Genomic DNA, 26,101 nt, shown 5'->3' on the forward strand with positions numbered 1-26,101 from the left:
CTTATCCGGCCGCGATCACCCGGTCGCGCTGATCGGCGCGGCCGCAGGACAGGACGAAGGGATGGTCGGCCTGCCCGGCCTGGAAGGCGGCCTTCGAATCCCAGCCGTGCCAGCCAATCGCGAGCAGCGACTGGATCACCGCGCCGCCCAGCGTCTCGCCAGGGCCGAGAACGATCAGGCAGTCGGGCGCGAACTCGCGCACCGCGACCCGGATCGCGCCGGTGAAGTCGTAGCTGCGCGTCACCTGATACCCGAATGTATAGTCCCACAGCGCGTCGAGGTCGCTGGCCTGCGGCCGCCAGACATGGCCGCGCCCGTCGATCAGAGGGACTGCGGGCGACCGGAACCAATCGACGGGCAGGCTGCGCCGCGCCTCCTGGGCGATCGGTTCCAGCAGCGGCGTATGGAAGGCGGCGTGGTTCTGCAGCCGCATTGGAAAGCTGCCTGGCCCGGCGGGGAGGCTTTCGCCCAGCGTGCGCAACGCGGCGTCGCTGCCGGCGAAGACGATCATCCCGCCCAGCTCGATCGAGACATGGAGGTCGGGGATCGCGTCGACCAGGTCGAGGAACTGCTCGCGCCGCCCCGGGATCGGCCGCCAGTCCTCGTCGAGCAGGGTGTGGACGACCTGCCCGCCAACGCCCTCCGCATGCATGCGGGTGCCCATCGCGTTGACGACCTCGAAGCCGTGCGTCGCGTCGAGCGCCCCGCCGCAGGCGAGCGTGGTGTACCAGCCCATCGAATTGCCGGTGACCGCGACGATGTCGAAGCGGTCGCGGTCGATCGCCAGACAGTCGGCATAGGAACAGGCGAAGATCAGGCCCGAGGCGTTGTCGCCATGGCCATGGACCGCCGATGCGTAGCTGGCCGCGCCGTCGAGTTCGGACAGGGTCGGCTGCCCCAGCTCGGTGCGGCGGCGGTCGAATCCCTCGATCAGCGCCCGTCGCCCCGCGTGGAAGCGGTGGAGATAGCCGAGCTCCGCCTTGTTGTAGGTGCCCCGGCCGGGGCAGACGACGACCGCTTTCCTTTTAGTCACGAACGGCCTCCAGCGCGGCGGCCAATATCGAATCGCGGCTCGGCAGGGTCAGGGTGGCGGCGCGGGCGAGTGGGATGAAGCTGTCCTCGGCGGCGATCCGGCTGACCGGCAGGCCGGGCGCCTTCTCCGCAAACATCGCCATCAGCGCCTCGCTCTGCGATCCGGTGATCCGGCATTCGTCGACGATCAGCACGCGGCGGGCGTCGCCGACCGCGCGGAGGATCGCGTCGGGATCGAGCGGGGCGAGCCAGCGCAGGTCGATCACCCGCGCATCGATGCCATATTCGTCGGCCAGCAGCTTCTGCGCCTGGCGCGACAGATAATAGCCATTGGCATAGCTGACGATCGCCAGGTCGGTGCCGTCGCCATGGCGGCCGACCTCGCCGATCCGGATCGGCGTGTCGCGGCCCGGCGCCTCGTAGACGCTGGTCCACAGGCCGTCGCCCTCGGCATGGAGATCGCGGGTCATGTAGAGCGCGATCGGCTCGACGAACACGACGACCCGTCGTTCCTCGATCGCCAGCCGCACGCATTCGCGCAGCATCGCTACCGCGTCGCGCCCATTGGAGGGGCAAGCGAGGACGATGCCGGGAATGTCGCGGAAGACCGCCAGGCTGTTGTCGTTGTGGAAATGGCCGCCGAAGCCCTTCTGATAGCCGAGTCCGGCGATCCGCACGATCATCGGGTTGGCATATTGGCCGTTCGAGAAGAAGGGCAGGGTCGCCGCCTCGCCGCGCAACTGGTCCTCGGCATTGTGGACATAGGCGAGGAACTGGATTTCGGTGATCGCTAGCAGGTCGTTGTGCGCGAAGCCGATACCGAGGCCGAGGATGCTCTGCTCGTCGAGGAGGGTGTTGATCACTCGCGCCGGGCCGAAGCGCTGGTGGAGCTTGGCGGTGACGTTGTAGACGCCGCCCTTCGGACCCACGTCCTCGCCCGCGACGACGATCTGCGGCCATTGCAGCATCGCGTCGGCGAGTGCCCAGCTCAGCAGCCGCGCCATATGCTGCGGCTTGTCCATCTGCGCCGCGTCGCCGCCGAAGGTCTCGGCCCGCTGCTCGGGCGAGGGCAGGTTGGTCACGGCGACGGCGCGGCGTGGCGGCAGCAGGCTTGCCATCACCTGCGCCGGTGTAGTCAGCTTGGGGCGGCGGATCGCCTCCTCGGCCGCGCGCGCGATCGTCTCCTCGGTCTCTTCGTAGATGTCGAGGATCTGGTCGGGCCGCAGGATGCCGAGGTCGGCGAGCAGCGCCGCGCCGTGGAGCAGCGGATCGCGCGCGTCGCTCTCGGCGATCTCGGTGCGCGACAGATAGGTCGATTGCACGTCCGATCCGGCATGGCCGTAGAGCCGGGTGCAGCCCATGTGGAGGAACACTGGCTTGCGCCGCTCGCGGGCGATCGCCGCCGCCGCGCGCGCGGTGCGCAGCGTGTCGAGCAGATCGAGCCCGTCGCACGCGAGATAGGCGAGTGCGGGGCGGCTGCGGAACGAAGCCGCGATCCAGCCTGACGGCGTGCGGGTGGAGATGCCGATGCCGTTGTCCTCGCAGGCGAAGATGATCGGCATCGGGATGCCCTGATAGGCGGCCCAGCCGGCGGTGTTGATCGCCCCTTGCGCGGTCGAATGGTTCGCCGACGCGTCGCCGAAGCTGCACAGCACGATCGAATCGGGGGCGAGCGGCCTGTCCTCCAGCCCGATCCGCGCGGCGATGCCGATGCTGAACGCGGCGCCCACCGCCTTGGGCAGGTGCGAGGCGATCGTGCTGGTCTGCGGCGGGATGGCGAGCGCCTTCGATCCGAGCACCTTGTGCCGCCCGCCCGAGATCGGGTCCTCCGCCGAGGCGGCGAAGCTCAGCAGCATGTCCCAGACCGGGGTCTGACCGGGGACCTGCTTCGATCGGTGGATCTGGAAGGCGGCGTCGCGATAGTGGAGGAAGGCCATGTCGCCGGGCCGCAACGCGGCGGCGAGCGCGGCATTGCCCTCATGGCCCGAGCTGCCGATTGTATAGAAGCCTTCGCCCCGCGCCTGCAGCTTGCGCGAGATGCGATCGAGCTGCCGACTCACCACCTGCGAGTGGAAAAGGTCCACCAACGCCGGTGCGGTGATGCCGGCATCGGCCAGCCCCAGCCGGGATCGCCGCGCGGGCAGGTCGCCCGATCGCAGCGCGGCGCGGAAATTCTCGTGGATCGTCTCAGCCGCGTCCATGGCGGCATCCCCATGCGGCCGACGCGACGTCGGCATCCTGCTGGCTCATCCGGGCCTTCGCTCTCTTCGTGGCCCGCAACGCGGCGGGGCCTTATCGTTTCACTGCCGCCTTCATGGCACAAATATCGGCGGCAGGCGAAGCCCGCGCGAGACTGGTCGCTATCGACGCCCCGGCCGCATTCCGCCGCAGCGGGCGCATAGTCGCGGCAGTTGGCGCATATCGCCGCCTTCGCCGCCAGCGATAGCCTGCTTCCCGATATCACAAGGGGAATGGGGTAGGATGATCCGATCGATCGGCATCGTTGGCTGTGGGCTCGCCGGTCTCGTCACGGCCAAGACGCTGAAGCAGTTCGGCTTCGACGTCCTTCTCTTCGAAAAGGAGGCAGACATCGGCGGCGTGTGGTCGGCCTCGCGCCGCTATCCCGGCCTGACGACGCAGAATCCGCGCGAGACCTATGCGTTCGCCGACTTCCCGATGCCGGCATCCTATCCGGAATGGCCGACCGGAGCGCAGGTGCAGGCCTATCTCGAATCCTATGTCGATCATTTCGGACTGCGCGACGCCATCCGGCTGAACAGCGAAGTGCTGTCGGCCCGGCCGGTCGCGGACGGATGGGCGCTCGTCACCCGCGATGCCGCGTCCGGCGCGACGAGCGACCGGCAAGTCGATTACCTGATCGTCTGCAACGGCATCTTCTCGATACCCGCCATTCCTCCGTTCGAGGGCGCGGACGCGTTCGTCGAGGCGGGCGGGCATATCCTGCACACCAGCCAGTTCACCGACGTCGGGCTGGCGCGCGGCCGGAACGTGATCGTGGTCGGCTATGGCAAGTCCTCCTGCGATGCCGCGGTCGCCATCTCGGGCGTGGCCGCCACCACCACGGTCGTCGCGCGCCACCTGATCTGGAAGATCCCGAAGAAGCTGGCGAAGCTGGTCAACTTCAAGCACCTGTTCCTCAACAGGCTGGGCGAGGGGCTGTTCCCCTACATCCGGATCAGGGGGTTCGAGAAATTCCTGCATGGGCCGGGCAGGCCGCTGCGGAACCTGATGATGAGGACGGTGCAGTTCGTCATCAGCCGCCAGCTCGGATTGAAGAAGATCGGTCTCGAACCGCCCGGCAAGCTCGAAACGATCGCGCGATCGACCGTCAGCCTGGTCACCGACGGCTTCTACGAGAAGATCGCGGCGGGCGAGATCGGCTTCCACAAGGCCGAGATCGCTTCGCTGCGCCCCGGCGAAGCGCGCCTCACCGATGGGACGACCATTCCTGCGGGCGTCATCGTCTGCGGGACGGGATGGCATCAGCGGTGCGATTTCCTCGCGCCCGACGTGCTGGCGAAGGTCACCGACAGCCAGGGCAATTTCCGCCTCTATCGTTCGATGCTGCCGGTCGGCGTCCCCCGGCTCGCGTTCAACGGATATAATTCCTCCTTCTTCAGCCAGCTGAACGCGGAGATCGGCGCCTTCTGGATCGCCGACATGCTCCGCGGCGGCGTGACGCTGCCCGACGATGCTGCGCAGAACGCCTATGTCGACGAACGGCTGGCGTGGATGGAGGCGCGCACCGACGGCAAGCATTCGAAGGGGACCAACATCATCCCCTTCTCCGTCCACCATATCGACGAACTGCTGCGGGAAATCGACCTGGAGCTGCCGGTCACGACGCGGATCAAGCATTGGTTCGTTGCGATCGATGCCGCCGACTATGCCGGATTGCTGCCGCGGCTGCTGAAGCGCCACGGCTTTTCCGGCGCATCGTCCACCATGGCCCGAGGGAGGAAATATGGCTCGGCTTGACGGAAAAGTCGCGATCGTCACCGGAGGCGCCGCCTCGATCGGCGCGGCGATCGTGCGCAAGCTGCACGCGGAAGGCGCGAAGGTGGCGGTCGCCGCGCGCAGCGCCGGCAAGGGGGATGCGCTGGCGGCCGAACTGGGTGACGGCGCGCTGTTCGTGCCCACCGACATCACCGACGACGCGGCGCTCGCAAGGCTCGTCGCGCGAACGGTCGACGCCTTCGGTCGGCTCGACATCGTCGTCAACAATGCCTGTTCCTATGGCGACGACGGCCCGGCCACGACGCGCGCCACATGGCTCGACACGCTCAACGTCAATGCGGTGTCGGCTGCCATCCTCGGCGAGACCGCCCGGCCCCATCTGAAGGCGGCGCGCGGCAACATCGTCAACATCGGCTCGATCTCGGGCCGGTTCGCGCATGTCGGCCGCTGGGCCTATCCCGTGTCCAAGGCGGCGCTCGCCCATCTGACGCGCGCGCAGGCAATGGATTATGCGGAGGACGGCATCCGGGTGAACATGGTCACGCTGGGGCACATCTGGTCCGATCCGTTCGACGGCCTGACCGGCGGCGATCGAGCCCATGCCGACGATGTCGCGCGCGATCTCAACCTGATCGGCCGCGTCGCCGATGCGGGCGAGGTGGCGAACGTCATCGCCTTCGTCGCCTCCGACGCGGCAAGCTACATGACCGGCAGCGAGACCTCGGTCGACGGCGGCTACGGGATGATGGGGCCCGAGCGCCGGGTGCCGTTGATGCCGCTATTGTCGGGCCAGGCCTGATGCGCGCCTGGAAGGTTGAGCGCGAGTGGCTGATGGCATAGCCTCTCCTGTCCCGCGGGCTGCCCGCGCCTCTCTTCCGGATGTCGGTCACGGCATCGGAGGTGGGCGGCGCTGCCGAAGCGGGCGCGCGGAGAATGCTATGCAAATGGCAGGGGAATTGAGGCGGCATGCGATCCTGAGCACCACGGATCTCGATCATGCCCGTCACGCCGTCGGCAGGATCTTCTGCCCCCATCGCCTTACGCCGGGCTCCGAGCTGGGAGAGGGCGTGGTTCGCTTCCACCATGCGCCGGTTCGCGCGCTCTCCGTCAACTGGGTCGATTATGGCCGGGACGTCGTGATCGACCCGGTGCCGTTCGAGAAATTCTACCTGTTGCAGATCCTCCGCTCGGGCAGTGCGGAGATCGGCTGCAACGGCCGGCGCTTCGCCCTGGCGGCCGGCGAGGCCAGCCTGCTCAATCCCGACGACGAGGTCAGCATGCGCTGGTCGGGGCATTGCCATAAGCTGATCGTCAGGGTCGAGCGCGCCGCGCTCGAGCGCTTCGCCGAGGACTGGTTCGGCTGCTATCTTCCCGGACCCCTGAATTTCGAGAACCGTCCGGGCTGGGAAACGCCCGAGCTCGCGGTCGCGCGCGGCCTGGTCGAGCTCATCGTGCAGGATTTCGAGAGCGGCGCCACGACGCTCGGCCATGCGAAGGCCCACCGGCATTTCGAGGAGGCGTTGTTCACCGCCTTGCTGATGAGTCGCCGGCATTCGCTGTCGGGCCACATGCAGGCTGGCGCGTCGGTGGTGCCGCGCGCAGTCAAGCGGGCCGAGGACTATATCGTGGCGCACGCGGCCGAGGATATCGGCATCGCCGATCTCGTTGCCGCGAGCGAGGTGTCGAACCGCACGCTGTTCGAAAGCTTCCGCCGCTTCCGCGGCGTCACGCCGATGCAGTATCTCCGGCGCTACCGGCTCGATCGCGTGCGCGAGGAACTGCTCGATCCCGATTCCGACGTGTCGGTGACGGACGTGGCGATGCGCTGGAACTTCGATCAGCTCGGGCGCTTCTCGTCCTACTACGCCTCGGTCTTCGGGGAAAAGCCGTCGCAGACCCTCAGGCGGGGACGCTCGTCCTGAGGGGCGATATCGCCGGGAAGGAATGGCGGAGAGGGTGGGATTCGAACCCACGGTACGGTTGCCCGCACAACGGTTTTCGAGACCGCCCCGATCGACCACTCCGGCACCTCTCCGCAGAGATGGAACGAATGGCCGTGGAGCCATCCGTCAGTCGATAGGGGCGGGGCCTTAGCGGACGGATTCGCGTTTGCCAAGCGTTGGCTTGCAAGTAACGGCGACTTCCCTACATTGGTCCCGTGATCCAGAAGAGCGTTTCCATCCCGGCGATGTCCGGCGCCCTGCACCAGGGAATCCTGTCGCCCAGCGTTTCGCATGCCCGTTTCGCGATTGGCGACGTCGTGCGCCACCGGCTGTTCGAGTTCCGCGGTGTCGTGTTCGACGTGGACCCGGTCTTCGCCAACAGCGAGGAATGGTATCAGGCGATTCCCGAGGACATGCGTCCGGCGAAGGACCAGCCCTTCTACCATTTGTTCGCGGAGAATAACGACAGCAGCTATATCGCCTATGTCAGCCAGCAGAATCTGGTGCATGACGAAAGCGACGAGCTGGTCGACCATCCGGCGATCGCGGGCTTGTTCGACAGCTATGCGGATGGCCGCTACCGGCTGCGCCGCGAGCATCGCCAATAGGCGGCGGGGCGATTCGCCGCCGGGCCTTTTCCGTCGGCGGATGATTCGCTCCGCGGCCGATATTTTCGGCCTCGGCCCCCGTCCATAAAGGTTGACTTTCAGGCGTCGTGCCTATAGCGAGCCGCTTTCCCGCGTGGGGCTGACGGCCACGAGCCGTCGCGTTTGCGCTAACAGTTTGAAGAAGTGATGAGGGCCATGTTCGCTATCGTGCGCACGGGCGGCAAGCAGTATCGCGTTGCCGCGGGAGACAAGATCGTCGTCGAGAAGCTTCCCGGTGAAGCCGGCTCGACCGTGTCGCTGGGCGACGTCCTGCTGGCCGGCGAAGGCGCCGAGCTGAAGGATGTGAAGGGCCTGACCGTTTCGGCCGAGATCGTCGCGCAGGCGAAGGGCGAGAAGGTCATCGTCTTCAAGAAGCGCCGCCGCCACAATTATCGTCGCCGGAACGGCCATCGCCAGCAGCACACGATCCTGAAGATCCTGTCGATCGGTGGCGAAGCCAAGGCGAAGAAGGCCCCGGCCAAGGCCAAGGCGGATACGCCGGCGGCCGCCGAAGCCTGATCGAAGAGCCAACGGAGTAGTTTGAGATGGCACATAAGAAAGCAGGCGGCTCTTCGCGCAACGGTCGCGATTCGGCCGGTCGCCGCCTCGGCGTGAAGAAGTTCGGTGGCGAGCTCGTCATTGGCGGCAACATCATCATCCGCCAGCGCGGCACCAAGGTCTATCCGGGCCGCAATGTCGGCATCGGCAAGGATCACACGCTGTTCGCGCTGACCGACGGCCGCGTCGCGTTCCACAGCGGCAAGCTTGGCCGCAAATATGTCAGCGTCGATACGCTGGCCGAAGCCGCCGAGTAACATCGGGCGAGCCCATATTCGGGTCGCCCAGAGGGCGACCCGATGGTCCGGCACGCCGGACCGATGAGGGAGAGGGTCGCAACCTCTCCCTTTTTCGTGTCTCCCTCCGGAAATTGTCGCTGCCCTGTAACCTTATCAGTTCACAGGCGTTTTCGGGGCGGCGGAGAGGAGATATCTGCATGTTCGCGCGTACCCAGCGGCTTTTGTTGCGTCCCGGCTGGAAGGAAGATGCGCCCGCGCTCGCCGCGGCGATCAATGATTTTTCGGTGGTCGGCAAGCTCGCCCGCGCCCCCTGGCCCTATCGGCTGGAGGATGCCGAGGCGTTCCTTGCAGCCGACCGCGGCCCATTGCCCGATTTCCTGATCTTCGCCCGCACCCATGGCGCGCCGCGCCTGGTGGGTGGGATCGGCCTGTCCGCATGCGACGACGGCGTCGAGCTTGGCTACTGGATCGCCCGTCCCTATTGGGGTCTCGGTTTCGCGACCGAGGCTGGCCGAGCGGTGGTCGACCTTGCCGATCGCGGGGTGCGGCTGCCGCAACTCATCGCCGGCCATTTCGCCGACAACCCCTCCTCGGCACGGGTCCTGCAGAAGCTCGGCTTCGTCGCCGCCGGTACGGTCAGCAACCGCACGTGCCGCGCGCGCAACTCGGTCGAACGCTGCATCGACTATGTCCGGCCGGCTTTTGCGCCGGGCCGCGGGGTTCCGGCGCTCCGGACCGGCTATGATCGCGAGGAGGCGATCGCGGCATAACGGCGCCCGCCGTCCTCTTTGCGATCCAGGACAAGTGCGGCTACTATCGCGCACAGAAAAATCTGCGCGGTGGGGCATGTCCGCGATGCTATCGCCGCGTCCAACGGGTCGGGGGACGGGTCGCCGTGCGGTTGCGCCGGCCCCCGGTTCGGCCATCGATGGTCAGGACCTCCAGATGCCGCATACACGTTCGCGCCTGTCGACCGATGAAATGCGGAGGCTCGCGCTTGAAGCTGCGCGCAGCATCCTGATTGACGAAGGCCCGCAGGCCGTGACGCTGATGGCGGTCGCCAAGCGGATCAACCGCACCCATGCCAATATCCTCCACCATTTCGGCTCGGCCGGCGAACTGCGCCGCGCGATGGCCGAGATGATGGTCGGCCGGGTCGCGGCCGAGATCGGGGCGAAGGTCGTCCGCGTGCGCGAGACCGAAGGCGACCTGCGTGAGATCGTCGACATCACCTTCGACGCCTTCGAGAAGCAGGGCATGGCGGCGCTGATGTCATGGATGATCCTGTCCGGCGAGCATGAGGGACTCGCCCCCATCCTCGATGCGGTTCACAACCTCGTCGAGGAACTGGGGGAGTATCGCGGTGCACCGCTGCGGCAGATCACGCAGATGCTCGTGCTCACCGCATTGGGGGAGGGGATGATCGGCGGCCCGATCGCCGACGCCCTCGAAGTCCCGCGCGAAACGGCGCGCGAGACCCTGGCCGCCCAGCTCCGGATCATGCGCGGCTGGTGATCGGATAAGCTGGGAGGGTTCTTTTCGCCGCCATTTCGTATAAAGGCGCGCGATGCATTTTCTCGATCAGGCCAAGATTTTCATACGCTCGGGCGCGGGCGGACCGGGAGCCGTCAGCTTCCGGCGGGAGAAATTCATCGAATATGGCGGCCCCGACGGCGGCAATGGCGGCAAGGGGGGCGACATCATCTTCGAGGCGGTGCCCGGCCTCAACACGCTGATCGACTTCCGCTATACCCAGCATTTCAAGGCGCAGCGCGGCCATGGCGGCGCCGGATCGAACCGTACCGGCGCCGGTGGCGAGGACCTGGTGATCAAGGTTCCGGTCGGCACCCAGATCCTGTCGGAGGACAAGGAACAGGTGCTGGCCGACTTCACCGTGCCGGGCCAGCGCCAGGTCTTCCTGCGGGGTGGCGACGGCGGCCGGGGCAATGCCAGCTACAAAACCTCGACCAACCGCGCGCCGCGCCAGCACGGCACCGGCTGGCCGGCCGAGGAGATGTGGGTCTGGCTGCGGCTCAAGCTGCTCGCCGATTGCGGGCTGGTGGGGCTGCCCAACGCCGGCAAGTCGACCTTCATCAACGCCGTCTCCAACGCCAAGGCGAAAGTCGGCGCCTATCCCTTCACGACGATCCGGCCGCAGCTCGGCGTGGCGACCCACAAGGGGCGCGAGTTCGTCGTCGCCGATATTCCTGGTCTGATCGAGGGTGCGGCCGAGGGGGCCGGCATCGGTGACCGCTTCCTGGGCCATATCGAACGCTGCCGGGTGCTGCTGCACCTGGTCGATGCGAGCGGCGACGATCCCGTCGGCGCCTATGAGATCGTCCAGGGCGAGCTCGACGCCTATGGTGCGGGGCTGGCCGACAAGCCGCAGGTGCTGGCGCTCAACAAGATCGACGCGGTCGATGCCAAGACGCTCGACAAGCTGGCGAAGAAGCTGGCGAAGCTCAGCGGTGGCGAAGTGATGCGCCTGTCGGGAGCGAGCGGCGAGGGATTGCCGCCGGTGCTCGACAGGATCATCGAGATATTGGGCCCGGCGCCCGAGACGACCGCGGCCAACGAGAATGACGAGCCATGGTCGCCGATCTGACGCCGGCCGCTTCCCGCTTCACCCCCGCCGCCTGCCCCCGCCTGGTCGTCAAGATCGGCTCGGCGCTGCTCGTCGATCCCGACGGGAGGGTGCGGCGCGATTGGCTGCGGGGCGTCGTCGCCGATATTGCCGCGCGGCACCGCGCGGGGCAGCGGATCGCGGTCGTCTCTTCGGGCGCGATCGCCCTCGGCGCGCGGCGGCTTGCGCTGCCCAAGGGCGGACGCGCCAGCCTGGAGGATGCGCAGGCTGCGGCCGCAACCGGCCAGATCGCGCTATCGCATTGCTGGGCCGAGCTGCTCCATGCCGAGGGGCTCACCGCGGCGCAGATCCTCGTCACGCTCGACGATCTCGAGGATCGCCGCCGCTATCTGAACGCCGCCTCGACGCTTCATCGGCTGCTCGGCCTGGGCGTGGTACCGGTGATCAACGAGAATGATTCGGTCGCTACGGCGGAGATTCGCTTCGGCGACAACGACCGGCTCGCCGCCCGCATCGGCCAGGCTGCCGACGCGGGCGGGGTGATCCTGCTGTCCGACATCGACGGGCTCTACACCGCCAACCCGCATCGCGACCCGACCGCGCGGCTGGTGCCCGAGGTGGCACGCATCGACGCGCGCATCCGTGCGATGGCCGATGCCGATTCGGCCTCGGGCATGGGATCGGGCGGGATGATCTCCAAGCTGGAGGCGGCGCGCATCGCGCAACGCTCGGGCGCCCATCTCGCGATCATCACCGGCAAGCGCGATCATCCGCTTGCGGCGTTCGACGCCGACCATCGCGGCACCGTCTTCCTGGGCGAGAAGATCGGCACCGCGCGCAAGGCCTGGCTGGCCGGGCGGCTTACCGCCAAGGGCCGGATCGAGGTCGACGACGGCGCGGTCGGCGCGCTCGCGCAGGGGCGCAGCCTGCTCGCCGCCGGCGCGGTCCGGGTCGAGGGGCGCTTCGCGCGCGGCGACGTGGTCGACATCGTCGGGCCTGACGGCCAGGTGATCGCGCGCGGCCTGATCGAATATGACACGGTCGACGCGGCGAAGATCGTCGGCCGGCGCAGCAATGCGCACGAGCAGATCCTCGGCTATGCACCGCGTTCGGCGCTGGTCCATCGCGATCATATGGTCCTGTTGTGATCCTCGCCATCACCGGCGGCACGGGCTTCCTCGGCGGTCATGTCCTGCGCATCGCCGCCGAGCGCGGGCACAGCCTTCGCGCGCTGGCCCGTCGTCCCCAGCTCCCGCGCCCTCATGTCGAATGGGTGGCCGGAACGCTCGATGATCACCGGAGCCTGGCCGAACTGTGCGAGGGGACGGATGCCGTCCTCCACATCGCGGGCGCGATCAACGCACCGGATCTGGCGGGCTTCGTCGCCGCCAACGTCACCGGCACCGCATCGCTGCTGACGGCCGCCGAAGCGGCCGAGGTCGCGCGATTCATCCACGTCTCGTCGCTGTCGGCGCGCGAGCCCGACCTGTCGAACTACGGCTGGTCGAAGGCCGCGTCGGAAGCGCTCGTCGCCCAGTCACCGCTCGACTGGACGATCGTTCGCCCTCCCGCCATCTACGGCCCCGGCGACCGCGAGATGTTGGAACTGTTCCGGATCGCGCGGGCGAAGGGCGTGCTGCCGCTACCGCCGAAAGGGCGGCTGTCGCTGATCGAGGCCGGGGACATGGCCCGGCTGCTGCTCGACCTGGCTGAAGCGCCCGCCGCGGTCGGACGAACCTACGAGCCCGATGACGGAGCCGAGAACGGCTATAGCCATCGCGAATTCGGTAAGCTCATCGGCGCGGCGGTCGGACGTCCGGGCGTGCTGGCGCTGCCGGTGCCCGGCTTCGCGCTGCGGCTCGCGGCGACCGCCGAACGCTTCCGCCTCGGCGACAAGGCGAAGCTTACGCCCGACCGGGTCCGCTATTTCTGTCATCCCGACTGGGTCGTGACGCAGCGGCCGCCGGCCGAGATCTGGGAACCCCGGGTGGGTGGCGCCGAGGGGCTGAAGGCCACCGCCGACTGGTACCGCGCGCAGGGCTGGCTGTAGGGGAACGGCGGGCTCAGCCGATCCCCATGGTGAAGTGGAGCACGAAGGCGATGAAGCTGAGCACCAGCCCGGTGACCATCACCCGATAGGCATAGCCGAGCAGCCGGTACTTCTTGCGCGCCAGCACCCGGCCGTTCTGGTAGATGTCATGGGCGAAGGCCTCGAACACCGCTTCGTGGGTCTGCACCGTCTTGAGCATCATCGCGACGAATTCCTCTTCGCTCAGCTGGCTGAACGAACCGAAGAACAGCAGGTTCGCGGGTCCGTCGGGGCGGGGCGCGGCCTTGGTCGACGGCAGCACCGCCATCACCGCGAGCAAAGCCGCCAGGAAGGCCGCCGCACCCAGGATCAGCAGCGCGACCGCGGGCCCGGTCCCGGCCTTGGCCTGACCGATCGTCACGGTGAAGATGACGAAGGTCGTGCCCATCAGCAGATTGGCCTTCTGGTCGGCCATCTGGCTGAGCTGATACTGTATCTGTTGCGTGGTGCGGAGCAGATGAATGAAATCCGGCGCGTAAACGCGCGGGCCGTTGGGATTGACGGGATCTGTCGACACATAGCCCCCTGGAGCGACATCCGATCGTCGCGTTTATGCATCGCGAACCGGCGGCTGCCAAGCGCCGCCGTTTGCTTGCCCCGATGCCGCCGCAATCGCTTGTCATGCGCGGCCCAACGACCTTAAGGACATGGCATGAGCAGCAGAGAAGACATCTTCACCCGCGTCGCCGAGCAGATCGAGCCGTTCAACAAGAAGGGCATCGACCTGGCCGAGACGACGACCTTCGCCGGCGATCTCGAATGGGACAGCCTGACGGTCATGGATTTCGTCGCGGCGGTGGAGGATGAGTTCGACATCATCATCACGATGAACATGCAGGCCGAGATCGAGACTGTCGGCCAGCTCGTCGATGCCGTCGCCAAGTTGCGGGGCTGACCCGGTGGCCGATCTCCTTTCCAAGTTCGACCCGCTGATCGCCGAGCGCGAGGCGCTGCTCGCCACCGGGGTGCGCGATCCTTACGCCATCGTGATGGACAAGGTGCTGTCGCCGACCGAGGCGATGATCAACGGCAAGAAGACGATCCTGCTCGGCACCTATAATTACATGGGGATGACCTTCGATCCGGACGTCATCGCCGCGGGCAAGCAGGCGCTCGACGAATTCGGCTCGGGCACCACCGGCAGCCGCGTGCTCAATGGCACCTATCAGGGCCACAAGGCGTGCGAGGATGCGCTCAAGGCCTTCTACGGCACCGATCACGCGATCGTCTTCTCGACCGGCTACCAGGCCAATCTCGGGATGATCTCGACCCTGGCCGGCAAGGGCGACTACATCATCCTCGACGCCGACAGCCACGCTTCGATCTATGACGGCTGCTGGCTCGGCGACGCGGAGATCGTGCGGTTCCGACACAATTCGGTCGAGGACCTCGACAAGCGGCTCGGCCGCCTGCCGGCCGAGGCGGGCAAGCTCGTCGTCCTCGAAGGCGTCTATTCGATGATGGGCGACATCGCCCCGCTCAAGGAGATGGTCGCCGTCTCGAAGAAGCACGGCGCGATGATCCTCGTCGACGAGGCGCATGGCATGGGCTTCTTCGGCGAACATGGCCGCGGCGTGTTCGAGGAGGCCGGGGTCGAAGCCGATGTCGACTTCGTCGTCGGCACCTTCTCCAAGTCGGTCGGCACGGTCGGCGGCTTCTGCGTCTCCAACCATCCGAAGTTCGAGGTGCTGCGCCTCGTCTGCCGACCCTATGTCTTCACCGCCTCGCTGCCGCCATCGGTGGTCGCGACCGCGGCGACTTCGATCCGCAAGCTGATGCACGCGGGCGACAAGCGCGCGCATCTGTGGAAGAATTCGCGCCGCCTGCACCAGGGCCTGCGCGACATGGGCTACAAGCTCGGCACCGAGACCGCCCAGTCGGCGATCATCGCGGTGATCCTGACCGACATGGCCCAGGCGGTCACGCTCTGGCAGGGCCTGCTCGAAGCGGGGCTCTATGTGAACACTGCCCGTCCGCCCGCGACGCCGGCGGGCATGTTCCTGCTGCGCTGCTCGCTGTGCGCCGAACATAGCGACGAACAGGTCGAGCAGATCCTGGGCATGTTCGAAAGCGCGGGACGCGCCACGGGGGTAATCCCCTGAGCTTTCCAACGCTTCGTCGGATTGGCGGCTTTGCCCATCGCTGCGGCTGCGGTACAATGCGGCCATGGCGACGTTCTCTCCCGACGCCTTGAGACGGGGTCTGTCCCCGGCGACGCAGCGTGCGCTCGCGGCAGCGGTCCTCGCCCTCACGGCGCTGGGCCTGCTCGTCGCCGTCGTCATGATGGTGGCGCAATCGAACGCCGCGCGCGACGATGCGCTGCGGCGCGAGCAGCACAGCTACGATATCATGGTGCTGACCCGGTCGCTTGATGCGTCGCTCGCGCGTTCGGAAGCCGCGCTCGGCCGCTATGTGGTGAACGGCGATCGCAAGGTCGGCACCATCTATTACGACGAATGGCGCCGGGCGATGAGCCAGCTCCGCCAGCTCGACAAGCTGGTCGGTGAACAGGCCGATCAGGTCAAGCTGGTCCGCCAGCTCGAACGGCTGGCGAACGAACGCGACAAGGAACTGACCGCGGCGGCGTCTTTCGCCAATGTCGGGAAGGGCTGGTACGCGATCGGCATGTTCAACAAGGCTGGCGAATCCCCCAATGTCGCCGCCATATCCGCGACCCTCGAAAGCATCGCCGCCAATGAACGGGCGCGGCTCGGCGTGCGGTCCGAGGCGACCTTCTTCTCGGCCGAACGGGCCAACGGCTTCGCGACGCTGCTCTCGGTGCTCGGCCTCGTCCTGATGGGCCTTGCCATCCTGCTAGGCTGGCTGGCTGCTGCCGCAGCGGCGCAGCGCGCCCATGCCGCCGAACAGGCCGAAGCCGAGGCCGACCGCGCCTCGCAGCTGGAAGCCGCCGTCGCCGAACGCACGCGCGAACTGCGCGAGGCCAACGATCGGCTGCGCGAGGAGAGCGAGACACGGGTGCGCGCCGAGGCGCAGCTCGCCCAGGCGCAGAAGATGGAAGCCGTCGGCCAGCTCACCGGCGGCATCGCGCACGATTTCAACAATATGCTGGCGGTGGTGGTCGGCGGGCTCGATCTCGCCCGGCGCAAGATCGCGCAGCGCCCGGCCGAGGCGGGCGTCCATCTCGACGGCGCGATGGAAGGCGCCGACCGCGCGGCGGCGCTCACCCGCCGCCTGCTGTCCTTCGCCCGCGCCGAACCGCTGCTGCCCGACGCGGTGCTGCCGGCCAAGCTGGTCGCGGGCATGAACGTCCTGCTCGACCGGACGCTCGGCGAGCGCGTCACCGTCCATGTCGACACGGCGGGCGCGCACTGGCCGATCTGGGCCGACGCGCACCAGCTCGAAAATGCGATCCTCAACCTCGCCGTCAACGCCCGCGACGCGATGGAGGGGGCGGGGCGGCTCGACATCTCGGTGGCCGACATCACGGTTGCGGCCGGCGATCCAGCCGACGTCAAGCCGGGCGACTATGTCCGGATCAGCGTCGCCGACACCGGCTGCGGCATGTCCCCGCAGGTGCTGGCCCGCGCCTTCGAACCCTTCTTCACGACCAAGCCGGTCGGCAAGGGCACCGGCCTCGGCCTTAGCCAGATCTTCGGCTTCGTGCGCCAGTCGCACGGCGACGTCCGCGTCGATTCGGAAGTGGGCAAGGGCACGACCATCTCGCTCTACCTGCCGCGCTATCATGGCGTGGCGGCGGAACGGAACGACGCCGTCGCCGACCGGACCGCGCGGCCCAAGGTCGGGGCGCTGTCGATCCTGCTGGTCGAGGACGATCCTCGAGTCCAGGCATCGACCCGCGCCGGGCTGACCGAGCTCGGCCACATCGTCCGCGCCTGCGCCTCGGGCGAGGAAGCGCTGGCGATGCTGTCGGAGGACGGCGGCGTCGACCTCGTCCTGACCGACGTTATGATGCCGGGGATGACGGGCCCCGAACTGGTCGGCAGCATCGGCCGCGACTATCCCGACATCGCCGTGCTGTTCGTCACCGGCTATGTCGGCGAAGCCGGGCAGAGCGACGACTTCGCGGGCTATGAGGTGCTCCGCAAGCCCTTCACCATCGCGGCGCTCGGCAACGCCGTCGCCCGCGCGATCGACCGCCGCGGCAAGCCGCCGACGTCGCAAGCGGCTTAGCGTCGGTTAGACGTCACCCAGCGAAGGCCGTGGTGACGCTGAAGAAATCTTCCTACTTCACCGCGCCCTTCGCCAGCAGGCGGGGGAGGAGGGCGATGGCGCCGAGGATCGGCCAGCGGCGCTGCCACGGCTTGATCTCGATCGCGGCGCCGGCGTGGCGGTTGATCTTCCAGGCGAGGTAATCGATCCCGCCGGCATAGGTGGTGGTGGCCTTGGCCAGCCGGGCGAGGGTCAGCGCCTTGCCTTCGCGCCGCCGCCGGGCCCAGAGCCTCTCTCCCGCGCGGCGTTCGGCGGTGGTGAGCGGGCGGGCGAAGACGACCTCGTCCCCCTCGATCGCCGCATCGATCGCGGCGGCGGCGAGGGCCGGAAGGGTGAAGCGGCGATAGCGATCGGGATCGGCATCGACCACCGAACCGGCGCGGCCCTTGCGCTCGGCGCGCAGCTCTGCGCCATAGGTCAGCGCGAAGGCCTCGCCCCACAGCCGGTCGATGGTGATGCGGTCGGCGATCATCGGGCGGGCGGCGGCCAGCAGGGCGGGGGCGGCGAGGCTCGTCGCGACGATGCTCGCCTCGCGCGCCGCCGCGTCGGCGGCCCAGACGAGCCGCGACGGCTGGGCGAAGCGCGCCCAGACCGACACGTTGCGCGTCGCCGAAGAGGCGAGACGGGCGAAGTCGGCCTCGCTCAGCACCGCATATTTGGCGACCAGCCCGTCATGCTCGAACGGGAAGACGTTGGGCGGCAGCAGGCGATTGGCGAAGGCGAACCAGCCCTTGCCGAAGGCGTCCGCATAGTCCGAGACGATCAGGTAGAAATCGAGCATCAGCCCGTCGAGATTGGCTTCGCGCAGGCAGGACCCGTAGAACAGCACGGCGCGCGCGGCCGCCGGATACTGTACGGCGATCGCTTCGGCCATAGCGGCGACGCGCCGGTCGACCGGTTCGGCCAGCTCCGCCGCCACCAGCGCTTCGAGGTCCATGCCGCTGCCCGGTTCAGGCGGCGAGGCGCAGGAAGGGCACCGGCGGCGTGGTCTTCAGGATGATCGGTTTGCCCGCGTCGGCCTGGAATATCTCGCCGTCGAGGATCACGCTGGAGCGCTCGCCCTCGATCTTGATCTCGTCGCCGCGCTCGAAATGGACACCGTCCATATTGCCGCGGCCAACCCGGCCGAAGATGCCCGCGAACAGCGCGCGCAGCAGCGGCATGGGGCGCTGCTCGACCACCATCATCTGCAGCGATCCCGAGGCTGCGCTGTTGCCCGTGCTGCTGCCCAGCAGCAGCTTGTGCAGCGTCGTGACGATCAGCAGCGAGAAACGGCCCTGCAACTGGCCGTGCCGCATCATCGACACCTTCATGGGGCGGGCGGCGGGCGGCAGGAAGGCGGTACGGATGCCGAGGATCAGCGTGACCAGCACCGCGATCGCGGTCAGGAAATGGCTGATACCGTTGGGCAGGCCGAGCGGATAGATCTTGTTGCGGCAATAGAGGATCGTGTCGGCGAGGCCGGCGCCGCCGAGGAACATGCCCAGCACCGGGCGGGTGCCGTCGGCGCCGTCGGACAGGGCGATCAGCTCGCGCACCACGACATGGTCGTCGATGCCGTTGCGGGCGATCTCCATCACCCGCTCGAGCGCCGCGATCGGATCGCCGACGGCGCCCAGGTCGAGCGCGATCAGGTTGGTCTTGCCGTTGGGCAGCACCGCCACCGGCGGCGGCGACCCGTCGAAATGGTCGCCAAGATAGAGTTCGGTCAGCGCGGCCTGCACCGTGCCGTCGCCGCCATTGACCACCAGCACCTTCGGATTGACCCGGGCGATGGTGCGCAGCGCCTCGCCGATCTGCTCGACCGACTCGACTTCATAATGGAAGATGTCGCTGTGCGAGGCACAGAAGCTCCGCATCCGCGGCAGCATCGACAGATTGCCCGTCGAGCGCGGATTGGACAGGAGCGCGACCGCCGCCATCGTCAGCGCGCCGCCATCGCGAGCGGACCGAACGAGCCGCCCTGGACATAGTTGAGGACGACCGGCACCCGAGTGACGCCATGGACGGTCACCTGCACCTTGTCGGGATTGGGCTTGCGCCGGAAGATCACGTCCATCAGCGACAGCTTCGGATTGCCCGACATGCCGCCGCCGTCGTTCATGCCGGTCTTGCCCGATCCGTCGATGTCATGGCGGACCGAGACGGCATAGTTGCCGTTGGCCGGGACGGGGACGCAGATGTCGGCCGCGCCCGAAGCCGGAACCGGCACGTCAACCCGGCGCAGCCAGGTGCCCTTTTCGAAATAACGGGTCGGATTGCCGCCATAGGACTGGACCCGGAGCATGCCGGTACGCTTCTTGAAGCCTTCGACATGGACCAGCATCGCAGGGCCGCCGCCCTCGCACGCGGTCGCGTCGGGACCGAGCATAGCTGCCCCTGCCGCGGCCGGCAGAGCCGCCACAAGCGAGAGTCCAACCATCCCAGCCACAAGTTTCGACATGACCTCACTACTCCTGGAAGCTATAGCCATCCGCGAACGCATGGCCGGCACACCGCCCCCATGAGTCGGAAGGTGGGCTGCGATTGCGGCCAGAACATGGTCACGGGGCGTCGAAAAATTGAGATTTGACACGCTGACCGACCGCTATGTCGCCCGACTCATCGCCACGCCGCTGCTCGCGACGCTGGTGATCGCCGCGATGTTGCTGACCCTCGACAAGATGCTGCGGCTGTTCGACTTCGTCGTGTCGGAGGGCGGGCCGGTCAGCGTCGTATGGCGGATGCTCGCCAATCTGATCCCGGAATATATGTCGCTGGGCATTCCGATTGGGCTGATGCTCGGCTGCCTGCTCGCTTTTCGCAGGCTGGCGCTGTCGTCCGAGCTAGACGTGTTCCGCGCGGTGGGGATGAGCTACGGCCGGTTGCTTCGGGTACCCTATTATTATGCGGTCGCGCTCGCCCTCCTCAATCTTGCCATAGTCGGCTTCATCCAGCCTTATTCCCGCTACGCCTATGAAGGGCTGCGCTTCGAGCTGCGCTCCGGTGCGCTCGGCGCCTCGATCAAGGTCGGCGAGTTCACCAAGCTCGGCAAGCGGATGACGATTCGGGTCGAAAGCAGCCGCGAGGGCGGACGCGAGCTGTCGGGTATCTTCGTGATGACCGAATCGAAGGACGGCAAGAGCCTGGCGGTGACCGCCGAGCACGGCCAGTTCCTGGCCACCGACGATCCCGACACGATCATCCTGCGGCTCCAGAAGGGCGTGCTCGTCCATGACGCGCCTCAGTTCAAGGAACCGCGCGTGCTCCAGTTCGTCGGTCACGACCTGCCGATCGATCTGCCGAAGATGGAGGCGTTCCGCCAGCGCGGCGGTCGCGACCTCGAAATGACGATGCCCGAGCTGGTGGTGACGGCGCACCGGGCGACCACGCCGGCCAAGCAGCGCGCCCAGTTCCGGTCCGAATTCCACTTCCGGCTGGTCGAGGTGGCGACGATGTTCCTGCTGCCGATGCTCGCGCTCGCGCTGGCGGTGCCGCCCAAGCGATCCTCATCGGCGCTCGGCGTGTTCCTGTCGATCGTGATGATCGTGACCCAGCACAAGATCAACGAATATGCGGCATCGGTCGCGGCGCTCGGCCGGATCGATCCGCTGATCGCGCTGTGGGTGCCGTTCCTCGCCTTCGCCGCGCTGGTGTGGTGGATGTACCGCACCATCGCCCATGTGCCGGGCGGACAGCCGATCGGCGCGCTCGAACGCGGCGCCGACAAGGCGGTCAAGTCGGTCGTGCGCTGGATCCGCTTCGGCCGGAAGGAGGCGGCATGAACATCTCCTTCTTCGCGTCGCGGACCATGACCTTCTACATGGCCCGGATGTTCCTGGTGCGCTTCGCGGCGGTGCTGGCGGCGCTGGTGATCGTGCTGATGGCGCTCGACCTGCTCGGGGAATCGGGGGACATCCTCGCCTATCCGGGCAATGGCGACGCGCAGCTCTGGCTCTACGTCACGCTGCGCACGCCGCAGATCATCGCGCGTTTCCTGCCCTTCGCGGCGCTGCTCGCGACCCTGATCACCTTCGTCACGCTGAACCAGAACAGCGAGATCATCTCGATGAAGGCAGCGGGCATCTCGGCGCACCAGATCCTGGCGCCGCTGGTGGTGGCCAGCCTCGGCGTCGGCATCGTCTCCTTCACCTTCAACGAACGGGTGGTGGCGCGCGCGACCGCGACGCTGACCGCCTGGCAGGACGCCGATTACGGCCCGATCCCGCGCGATCGCGGCATCGTTCCCAATGTCTGGGTGCGCGACGGCGACGATCTGATCCACGCCGCGGCGGTGCGCGGGCGGGGAAGGCAGGCGCGGCTCGACAGCGTCACCATCTACGATCGCGACGGCGGCCGGCTGATTTCGATCATCGAGGGCGCTCGCGCCGTCCAGGCCGGCGGCGGCTGGCGGGTCGCCGGCGCCAGCCGGTTCGACGTGGCCAAGGGGGTGACCGTTCGGCTCGCCAGCTTCGATTTCGCGAAGGGGGTGACGGCGGACCGCTTCACTCTTGCGAACGTCGATCCGGCGTCGAAGTCGATCGTCCAGCTCCGCACGGCGATCGCCGATCTCGACGCGGCGGGCCGGCCGACCGGGCCGCTGCGCGCGGGACTGTGGCACAAGCTGTCGGGGCCGCTGTCGGCGGTGCTGATGCCGTTGCTGGCCGCCGTCGCCGCCTTCGGCCTTGCCCGGTCGGGCCACCTGTTCGTCCGCGCAGTGATCGGCATGGCGCTCGGCTTCGCCTATTTCGTCGCCGATAATTTCGCGCTGGCGATGGGCAATCTCGGCGCCTATCCGCCCTTCCTGGCCGCCTGGGCGCCGTTCCTCCTGTTCCTGCTGATCGGCGAAACGGTGCTGATTCGGACCGAAGAATAGCTTTTTCGACGCCATGCGGTCGTAAAAGCGCCGCATTGCCAATTCAGATCGCAATCCCATATGGGCCCCGGTCAGGGGCGGTTTTCGAATTCGAGGTTTGCGTGAAGCTGTCGGCCATCAAGCCCGCCTTCTGGGCCAAGGAACATCATCTCGACCGCATGACGCTGCGGGAGCTGTGGATCGCCTATTTCCAATATCCGGCGATCATCGGCTATCTGCTGTGCGCCGCGATCGCGATCGGGTTGTACTTCCGTTACCCGGCGCCGGTGCTGCCGACGGCGGCGGCGGTGATCGTCTCGGTCTTCGTCTATCCGCTCGTCTGGTACTGCCTGCACCGCTGGGTGCTGCATAGCCGGTGGATGTTCAAGGTGCCCTTCCTGGCGTCGACCTGGAAGCGCATCCACTATGATCATCATCAGGACCCCAACCGGCTCGAGATATTGTTCGGCGCGCTCCACACCACGCTGCCGACGATCGCGCTCGCGACCGCCCCGATCGGCTATCTGATCGGCGGCACCGGCGCCGCGCTGGCCGCCTTCGCGACCGGGCTGATCACGACCTGCATCTACGAATTCTTCCACTGTATCCAGCACCTCGCCTACAAGCCGAAGCGCAAGTGGGTGATGGAGATGAAGGCACGCCACATGGCCCATCATTTCCATGACGAGCGCGGCAATTACGGCATCACCAACTATTTCTGGGACAAGCTCTTCCGCACCTATTACGAGCGGATCGACAAGGACAAGAAGAGCGAGACGGTGTTCAACCTCGGCTACACGCCCGAGGTGGCGGAGCGCTATCCCTGGGTGGCGCGCCTGTCCGGCGGGGTCGCGACCGGCCATCCGAGCCAGCGCATCCCGCACTGATGTCGCTCGTCATCCGTCCCGTTGCCGGAAAGGCGGACCGCAAGCGCTTCGTCGAGCTGGCCTATACCCTCAACGCGAAGGACCCGAACTGGGTGCCGCCGCTCCGGGTCGAGGCGCTTGAGCTGATCACGCCGGGCAAGAACCCCTTCTACGAGCATGCCGAGCAGCAGCTGTTCCTGGCGGAGCGGGGCGGCAAGCCGGTCGGGCGCATCTCGGCGCATTTCGACCGGCTGTGGCATGCGATGCCGGCCGAGCAGGGCGGCGGACCCGGCATCGGCAATTGGGGTCTGCTAGAGGCGGTCGACCGGGAGGTTGCGACCGCGCTGATCGCGCAGGCCGAGCAATGGCTGCGCGACAAGGGCATGACCAGCGTCATGGCGCCGCTGAGCTGCTCGATCTGGGAGGAGCCGGGCCTGCTCGTCCAGGGACACGATCATCCGCCGACGGTGATGATGGGACATGATAATCCGGCCTATCAGGGCTGGATCGAGCCCCTCGGCTATAAGGGGATCAAGGATCTCCTGACCTACGATCTCGACATCACCCAGGATTTCCCCCCGCTCGTCCAGCGGATCGTAAGCTCGGGCGAGCGCAATGCGCGCATCCGCATCCGCAAGGTCGACAAGAGCCGCTTCGACGAGGAAGCCCAACTGATCCTGTCGATCCTCAACGATGCTTGGTCGGACAATTGGGGGTTCGTGCCGATTACCCCGGCCGAGATCGCCTATACCGGCAAGAAGCTGAAGCCGATCGTGTTCGAGGACCTGATCCGCGTCGCGGAGGTGGACGGCGAACCGGTCGCCTTCATGATGACCTGGCCCGATCTCAACGAGCTGATGGCCGATCTCGACGGGCGGCTCTTCCCCTTCAACTGGGCCAGGCTGCTGTGGCGGCTGCGCAAGCCGCAGGTGAAGACGATGCGCGTGCCGCTGATGGGCGTCGTCAAGAAGCTGCAGGCCACCCGTCTCGCCAGCCAGCTCGCCTTCATGATGATCGAGTACATCCGCCGCGATTCGGTCGCAAACTATGGCGCGACGCGCGGCGAGATCGGCTGGATCCTCGAGGACAATCAGGGAATGCGCTCGATCGCCGAGACGATCGACAGCCGGGTCAACAAGACCTACCGGATCTATTCGAAGGATCTTTGAGGGTCGCCGCGCGCGCGCGGCCGTCATTTACGCGAACCGGATCGGAGGGACCATGCCTCTTCATAGCTGGTGGCTTTTCGTCTGCGCGACCTTCGTGATCTCGGCGATGCCGGGGCCGAACATGCTCCATGTGATGACGCAGAGCATGCGCCACGGCTTCCGGCGAGCGTTCTTCACCATGGCGGGCTGCCTGCTCGCGCTGCTCGGCCTGTTCGGCCTGTCGGCGATGGGGATGAGCGCGCTGATCGCGGCGGTGCCGCAGCTCCTGACCGTGATCAAGGTGGTCGGCGCGGCCTATCTGATCTGGATCGGTATCAAGGCTTGGCGCGACGACATTCCGCCGATCGACATCGACGCCGGCGCCGCCCAGTTGAACGGCCGTACCGCAGGCGAATTGTTCCGGGCGGGCGTGCTGATCAGCCTCAGCAACCCCAAGGCCCTGATCTTCGCCGCGGCCTTCTTCCCCCAGTTCGTCAGCCCGGCGCTGCCGAAGGCGCCGCAGTTCGCGATCCTGCTCGCCACCTTCGTGGTGATCGAAGGCGGCTGGTATCTGACTTATGCGACCGGCGGCCGGACGCTGGCGCGCTATCTGCGCCGCGCCGAATGGCAGCGCCAGGTCAGCCGTATGAGCGGCGCGCTGTTCGTCCTGTTCGGCCTGTCGCTGCTGGCGTGGCGCGAACGATGAGGAGAGCGAAGTGACCATAGACGATATCGACGACAAGCATGCCGCTACGGCCTTCCGCCGGCTGGTCCGCCACCTCCAGCACCGCGACGATGCGCAGAACGTCGACCTGATGGGGCTGGCCGGCTTCTGCCGCAATTGCCTGTCCGACTGGCTCGCCGAGGCGGCGGGCGGTGCGATCGACAAGGATGCGGCGCGCGAGGCGATCTACGCCATGCCCTATTCGGAATGGAAGGCGAAGCAGCCGCCCGCTACCGCCGAGCAGCTCGCCCGGATGGATGCGAGCGTGGCGAAGAACAAGGCCGGCTGATCCGCGAGCTTTTACCTGACCCGCTCCTCAGGAGGAGCGGCGGTGGGGGCGCTCAACGAAACGCACGATGTTCTAGCGCAAGGTGATCCAGGTCGGCGCGTGGTCGCTGGCCTTCTCCAGCGCGCGGGTATCCTTGTCGACCCCGGCATCGGTCAACCGGTCGGCGGCGGCCGGGCTCAGCATCAGATGGTCGATGCGGAAGCCGGCGTCGCGCTGCCAGGCGCCGGCCTGATAGTCCCAGAAGGTGTAGACCGGTCCATGCGGATGAATGGTCCGCACCGCATCGGTCCAGCCTGCGTTGCACAGGCGCCGGAAGGCAGCGCGGCTCTCGGGCTGGGTGAGCGCGTCGCTCGCCATCGCACGTTCGGAGAAGACGTCGTCGGTCGACGGGGTCGGGATGACGTTGTAGTCGCCCGCCAGCACCACCGGCATCTCGCCCGCCCACAGTTCGGCGGCATGGTCGATCAGCCGGTCGAACCAGGCGAGCTTGTAGTCGAACTTCGGCCCCGGCACCGGATTGCCGTTGGGCAGATAGATCGAGGCCACGATCACCCCGTTCACCTCGGCCTCGATATAGCGGCTGTGGCTGGGATCGGGGTCGTCCGGCAGGCCCTTGCGCCGCTCGACCGGCTGTGTCCCCTTGGCGAGGATCGCGACGCCGTTGAAGCCCTTCTGCCCGTGCCAGATCGCGCCGTAGCCTGCGGCCTCGATCTCGGCGATCGGGAAGGTCTCGTCGGAGGTCTTGATCTCCTGCAGGCAGGCGACGTCGGGTGCCTTCTGCTCGAGCCATTCGACGAGGCGGGGGAGACGGGCCTTGATCCCGTTGATGTTGAAGGTCGCGATCTTCATGCGGCGGGGATAGCGCGGTCGGAGGGCAGCGTCACCCGTAGAACTGCACGTCATTCCGGCCGGGATCTCGGGAGAGAGGAGAAGAGGTCGAGGCAGGGCCTCCCAAGATTCCGGCCTCCGCCGGAATGAC

The 26,101-nt window shown here is 67.3% G+C and carries 27 protein-coding genes and 1 tRNA gene; 20 read left to right on the forward strand and 8 right to left on the reverse strand.

The genetic code is table 11. From position 1 onward, the window contains the following. Position 1 precedes the first annotated feature (1 nt). Positions 2-1,033: an ACP S-malonyltransferase gene (locus B5X82_RS05440; RefSeq protein ID WP_079647092.1), complete on the reverse strand. Its 1,032-nt coding sequence runs from the start codon at positions 1,031-1,033 to the stop codon at positions 2-4. Then, positions 1,026-3,233, reverse strand: a complete 2,208-nt coding sequence (locus B5X82_RS05445; protein WP_079647093.1) for a thiamine pyrophosphate-dependent enzyme — start codon at positions 3,231-3,233, stop codon at positions 1,026-1,028. Before B5X82_RS05445 ends, B5X82_RS05440 begins: the two co-directional genes overlap by 8 nt. A 280-nt stretch (positions 3,234-3,513) precedes the next feature. Between B5X82_RS05445 and B5X82_RS05450 the strand changes: the two genes are divergently transcribed. From B5X82_RS05450 to B5X82_RS05460, 3 genes are all read left to right on the forward strand, one after another. After that, a complete protein-coding gene (locus B5X82_RS05450; protein WP_079647094.1) occupies positions 3,514-5,031 on the forward strand; it encodes a flavin-containing monooxygenase in 1,518 nt (505 codons plus the stop codon). Beyond that, complete coding sequence (locus tag B5X82_RS05455) at positions 5,018-5,809, forward strand: SDR family oxidoreductase (protein WP_079647095.1); 792 nt, start codon at positions 5,018-5,020, stop codon at positions 5,807-5,809. Before B5X82_RS05450 ends, B5X82_RS05455 begins: the two co-directional genes overlap by 14 nt. Before the next feature lie 145 nt (positions 5,810-5,954). Continuing rightward, positions 5,955-6,932 (forward strand): AraC family transcriptional regulator, encoded by a 978-nt coding sequence (locus B5X82_RS05460; RefSeq protein ID WP_235862602.1) that lies wholly within the window; start codon positions 5,955-5,957, stop codon positions 6,930-6,932. 23 nt (positions 6,933-6,955) lie between these two features. Here the strand turns inward: B5X82_RS05460 and B5X82_RS05465 are convergent. After that, positions 6,956-7,045, reverse strand: a tRNA-Ser gene (locus tag B5X82_RS05465). A gap of 153 nt (positions 7,046-7,198) precedes the next feature. Between B5X82_RS05465 and hspQ the strand changes: the two genes are divergently transcribed. The 8 genes from hspQ to B5X82_RS05505 all read left to right on the forward strand — a co-directional run bounded on the left by hspQ (position 7,199) and on the right by B5X82_RS05505 (position 13,031). Continuing rightward, the gene (gene hspQ, locus B5X82_RS05470) at positions 7,199-7,561 is read left to right on the forward strand and encodes a heat shock protein HspQ (protein ID WP_079647097.1); all 363 of its coding nucleotides are present in this window, start codon (positions 7,199-7,201) and stop codon (positions 7,559-7,561) included. A gap of 195 nt (positions 7,562-7,756) precedes the next feature. Then, positions 7,757-8,119 (forward strand): 50S ribosomal protein L21, encoded by a 363-nt coding sequence (gene rplU, locus B5X82_RS05475; protein ID WP_079647098.1) that lies wholly within the window; start codon positions 7,757-7,759, stop codon positions 8,117-8,119. A 26-nt stretch (positions 8,120-8,145) separates the two neighbouring features. Beyond that, the gene (gene rpmA / locus B5X82_RS05480; RefSeq protein ID WP_012050076.1) at positions 8,146-8,415 is read left to right on the forward strand and encodes a 50S ribosomal protein L27; all 270 of its coding nucleotides are present in this window, start codon (positions 8,146-8,148) and stop codon (positions 8,413-8,415) included. Between the two features lie 179 nt (positions 8,416-8,594). Next, on the forward strand, positions 8,595-9,167 hold the full coding sequence (locus tag B5X82_RS05485; RefSeq protein WP_079647099.1) for a GNAT family N-acetyltransferase: 573 nt from the start codon (positions 8,595-8,597) through the stop codon (positions 9,165-9,167). 175 nt (positions 9,168-9,342) lie between these two features. Further along, complete coding sequence (locus B5X82_RS05490) at positions 9,343-9,912, forward strand: TetR/AcrR family transcriptional regulator (RefSeq protein WP_079647100.1); 570 nt, start codon at positions 9,343-9,345, stop codon at positions 9,910-9,912. Between the two features lie 52 nt (positions 9,913-9,964). Next, entirely contained in the window at positions 9,965-11,002 is a 1,038-nt protein-coding gene (gene obgE / locus B5X82_RS05495) for a GTPase ObgE (protein WP_079647101.1), read from the forward strand. After that, complete coding sequence (proB, locus tag B5X82_RS05500; RefSeq protein WP_079647102.1) at positions 10,987-12,129, forward strand: glutamate 5-kinase; 1,143 nt, start codon at positions 10,987-10,989, stop codon at positions 12,127-12,129. The genes obgE and proB overlap by 16 nt, the downstream gene beginning before the upstream one ends. After that, positions 12,126-13,031 (forward strand): NAD-dependent epimerase/dehydratase family protein, encoded by a 906-nt coding sequence (locus B5X82_RS05505; RefSeq protein WP_079647103.1) that lies wholly within the window; start codon positions 12,126-12,128, stop codon positions 13,029-13,031. The genes proB and B5X82_RS05505 overlap by 4 nt, the downstream gene beginning before the upstream one ends. A 13-nt stretch (positions 13,032-13,044) precedes the next feature. On the opposite strand, the gene B5X82_RS05510 is transcribed toward B5X82_RS05505, so the two are convergent. Further along, positions 13,045-13,587 (reverse strand): Pycsar system effector family protein, encoded by a 543-nt coding sequence (locus B5X82_RS05510; RefSeq protein WP_079647104.1) that lies wholly within the window; start codon positions 13,585-13,587, stop codon positions 13,045-13,047. 135 nt (positions 13,588-13,722) lie between these two features. On the opposite strand from B5X82_RS05510, the gene B5X82_RS05515 reads away from it, so the two are divergent. From B5X82_RS05515 to B5X82_RS05525, 3 genes are all read left to right on the forward strand, one after another. After that, the gene (locus tag B5X82_RS05515; RefSeq protein ID WP_047166461.1) at positions 13,723-13,965 is read left to right on the forward strand and encodes an acyl carrier protein; all 243 of its coding nucleotides are present in this window, start codon (positions 13,723-13,725) and stop codon (positions 13,963-13,965) included. Beyond that, positions 13,940-15,172, forward strand: a complete 1,233-nt coding sequence (gene spt / locus B5X82_RS05520) for a serine palmitoyltransferase (protein ID WP_079647105.1) — start codon at positions 13,940-13,942, stop codon at positions 15,170-15,172. The genes B5X82_RS05515 and spt overlap by 26 nt, the downstream gene beginning before the upstream one ends. 64 nt (positions 15,173-15,236) lie before the next feature. Beyond that, positions 15,237-17,222: an ATP-binding protein gene (locus B5X82_RS05525; RefSeq protein WP_079647106.1), complete on the forward strand. Its 1,986-nt coding sequence runs from the start codon at positions 15,237-15,239 to the stop codon at positions 17,220-17,222. A 52-nt stretch (positions 17,223-17,274) separates the two neighbouring features. Here the strand turns inward: B5X82_RS05525 and B5X82_RS05530 are convergent, their stop codons facing one another. The 3 genes from B5X82_RS05530 to B5X82_RS05540 are packed head-to-tail and all read right to left on the reverse strand — an operon-like array spanning position 17,275 to position 19,632. After that, the gene (locus tag B5X82_RS05530) at positions 17,275-18,198 is read right to left on the reverse strand and encodes a hypothetical protein (RefSeq protein ID WP_079647107.1); all 924 of its coding nucleotides are present in this window, start codon (positions 18,196-18,198) and stop codon (positions 17,275-17,277) included. A 13-nt stretch (positions 18,199-18,211) separates the two neighbouring features. Next, entirely contained in the window at positions 18,212-19,183 is a 972-nt protein-coding gene (locus B5X82_RS05535; protein WP_079647108.1) for a diacylglycerol/lipid kinase family protein, read from the reverse strand. 2 nt (positions 19,184-19,185) lie between these two features. Then, positions 19,186-19,632, reverse strand: coding sequence for a DUF2141 domain-containing protein (locus B5X82_RS05540; RefSeq protein ID WP_223811017.1), 447 nt, complete (start codon positions 19,630-19,632; stop codon positions 19,186-19,188). 190 nt (positions 19,633-19,822) lie between these two features. Here B5X82_RS05540 and lptF point away from each other — a divergent pair, with 190 nt between their 5' ends. From lptF to B5X82_RS05570, 6 genes are read left to right on the forward strand one after another with little or no spacing between them, the layout of a single operon-like run. Continuing rightward, on the forward strand, positions 19,823-21,025 hold the full coding sequence (lptF, locus tag B5X82_RS05545) for an LPS export ABC transporter permease LptF (RefSeq protein ID WP_079647110.1): 1,203 nt from the start codon (positions 19,823-19,825) through the stop codon (positions 21,023-21,025). Further along, complete coding sequence (lptG, locus tag B5X82_RS05550; protein ID WP_079647111.1) at positions 21,022-22,116, forward strand: LPS export ABC transporter permease LptG; 1,095 nt, start codon at positions 21,022-21,024, stop codon at positions 22,114-22,116. Before lptF ends, lptG begins: the two co-directional genes overlap by 4 nt. Positions 22,117-22,151: 35 nt before the next feature. Further along, positions 22,152-22,982 carry a sterol desaturase family protein gene (locus B5X82_RS05555; RefSeq protein ID WP_079647112.1) on the forward strand — a complete coding sequence of 277 codons (831 nt, stop codon included), beginning with the start codon at positions 22,152-22,154 and terminating at the stop codon, positions 22,980-22,982. Continuing rightward, positions 22,982-24,130, forward strand: coding sequence for an N-acetyltransferase (locus B5X82_RS05560; protein WP_079647113.1), 1,149 nt, complete (start codon positions 22,982-22,984; stop codon positions 24,128-24,130). The genes B5X82_RS05555 and B5X82_RS05560 overlap by 1 nt, the downstream gene beginning before the upstream one ends. A 52-nt stretch (positions 24,131-24,182) precedes the next feature. Beyond that, entirely contained in the window at positions 24,183-24,815 is a 633-nt protein-coding gene (locus B5X82_RS05565; protein WP_079647114.1) for a LysE family translocator, read from the forward strand. A gap of 10 nt (positions 24,816-24,825) precedes the next feature. Next, a complete protein-coding gene (locus B5X82_RS05570) occupies positions 24,826-25,122 on the forward strand; it encodes a DUF1244 domain-containing protein (RefSeq protein ID WP_079647115.1) in 297 nt (98 codons plus the stop codon). A 72-nt stretch (positions 25,123-25,194) separates the two neighbouring features. Here B5X82_RS05570 and xth read toward each other — a convergent pair whose 3' ends face one another. Beyond that, the gene (xth, locus tag B5X82_RS05575) at positions 25,195-25,971 is read right to left on the reverse strand and encodes an exodeoxyribonuclease III (RefSeq protein WP_079647116.1); all 777 of its coding nucleotides are present in this window, start codon (positions 25,969-25,971) and stop codon (positions 25,195-25,197) included. Between the last annotated feature and the right edge of the window lie 130 nt (positions 25,972-26,101).

The sequence above is a fragment of the Rhizorhabdus histidinilytica genome (genome assembly GCF_900167915.1).
In the GTDB taxonomy this organism is placed as follows: domain Bacteria; phylum Pseudomonadota; class Alphaproteobacteria; order Sphingomonadales; family Sphingomonadaceae; genus Rhizorhabdus; species Rhizorhabdus histidinilytica.

Coding starts and splice junctions, on each gene's coding strand:
- B5X82_RS05445 (WP_079647093.1), bottom strand. CDS start 3,233: ATGGACGCGGCTGAGACGATCCACGAGAATTTCCGCGCCGCGCTGCGA.
- B5X82_RS05560 (WP_079647113.1), top strand. CDS start 22,982: ATGTCGCTCGTCATCCGTCCCGTTGCCGGAAAGGCGGACCGCAAGCGC.
- B5X82_RS05515 (WP_047166461.1), top strand. CDS start 13,723: ATGAGCAGCAGAGAAGACATCTTCACCCGCGTCGCCGAGCAGATCGAG.
- xth (WP_079647116.1), bottom strand. CDS start 25,971: ATGAAGATCGCGACCTTCAACATCAACGGGATCAAGGCCCGTCTCCCC.
- B5X82_RS05450 (WP_079647094.1), top strand. CDS start 3,514: ATGATCCGATCGATCGGCATCGTTGGCTGTGGGCTCGCCGGTCTCGTC.
- B5X82_RS05535 (WP_079647108.1), bottom strand. CDS start 19,183: ATGGCGGCGGTCGCGCTCCTGTCCAATCCGCGCTCGACGGGCAATCTG.
- spt (WP_079647105.1), top strand. CDS start 13,940: ATGCCGTCGCCAAGTTGCGGGGCTGACCCGGTGGCCGATCTCCTTTCC.
- B5X82_RS05540 (WP_223811017.1), bottom strand. CDS start 19,632: ATGCTCGGTCCCGACGCGACCGCGTGCGAGGGCGGCGGCCCTGCGATG.
- rpmA (WP_012050076.1), top strand. CDS start 8,146: ATGGCACATAAGAAAGCAGGCGGCTCTTCGCGCAACGGTCGCGATTCG.
- rplU (WP_079647098.1), top strand. CDS start 7,757: ATGTTCGCTATCGTGCGCACGGGCGGCAAGCAGTATCGCGTTGCCGCG.
- B5X82_RS05460 (WP_235862602.1), top strand. CDS start 5,955: ATGGCAGGGGAATTGAGGCGGCATGCGATCCTGAGCACCACGGATCTC.
- B5X82_RS05485 (WP_079647099.1), top strand. CDS start 8,595: ATGTTCGCGCGTACCCAGCGGCTTTTGTTGCGTCCCGGCTGGAAGGAA.
- proB (WP_079647102.1), top strand. CDS start 10,987: ATGGTCGCCGATCTGACGCCGGCCGCTTCCCGCTTCACCCCCGCCGCC.
- B5X82_RS05490 (WP_079647100.1), top strand. CDS start 9,343: ATGCCGCATACACGTTCGCGCCTGTCGACCGATGAAATGCGGAGGCTC.
- hspQ (WP_079647097.1), top strand. CDS start 7,199: ATGTCCGGCGCCCTGCACCAGGGAATCCTGTCGCCCAGCGTTTCGCAT.
- B5X82_RS05455 (WP_079647095.1), top strand. CDS start 5,018: ATGGCTCGGCTTGACGGAAAAGTCGCGATCGTCACCGGAGGCGCCGCC.
- obgE (WP_079647101.1), top strand. CDS start 9,965: ATGCATTTTCTCGATCAGGCCAAGATTTTCATACGCTCGGGCGCGGGC.
- B5X82_RS05525 (WP_079647106.1), top strand. CDS start 15,237: ATGGCGACGTTCTCTCCCGACGCCTTGAGACGGGGTCTGTCCCCGGCG.
- B5X82_RS05530 (WP_079647107.1), bottom strand. CDS start 18,198: ATGGACCTCGAAGCGCTGGTGGCGGCGGAGCTGGCCGAACCGGTCGAC.
- lptG (WP_079647111.1), top strand. CDS start 21,022: ATGAACATCTCCTTCTTCGCGTCGCGGACCATGACCTTCTACATGGCC.
- B5X82_RS05565 (WP_079647114.1), top strand. CDS start 24,183: ATGCCTCTTCATAGCTGGTGGCTTTTCGTCTGCGCGACCTTCGTGATC.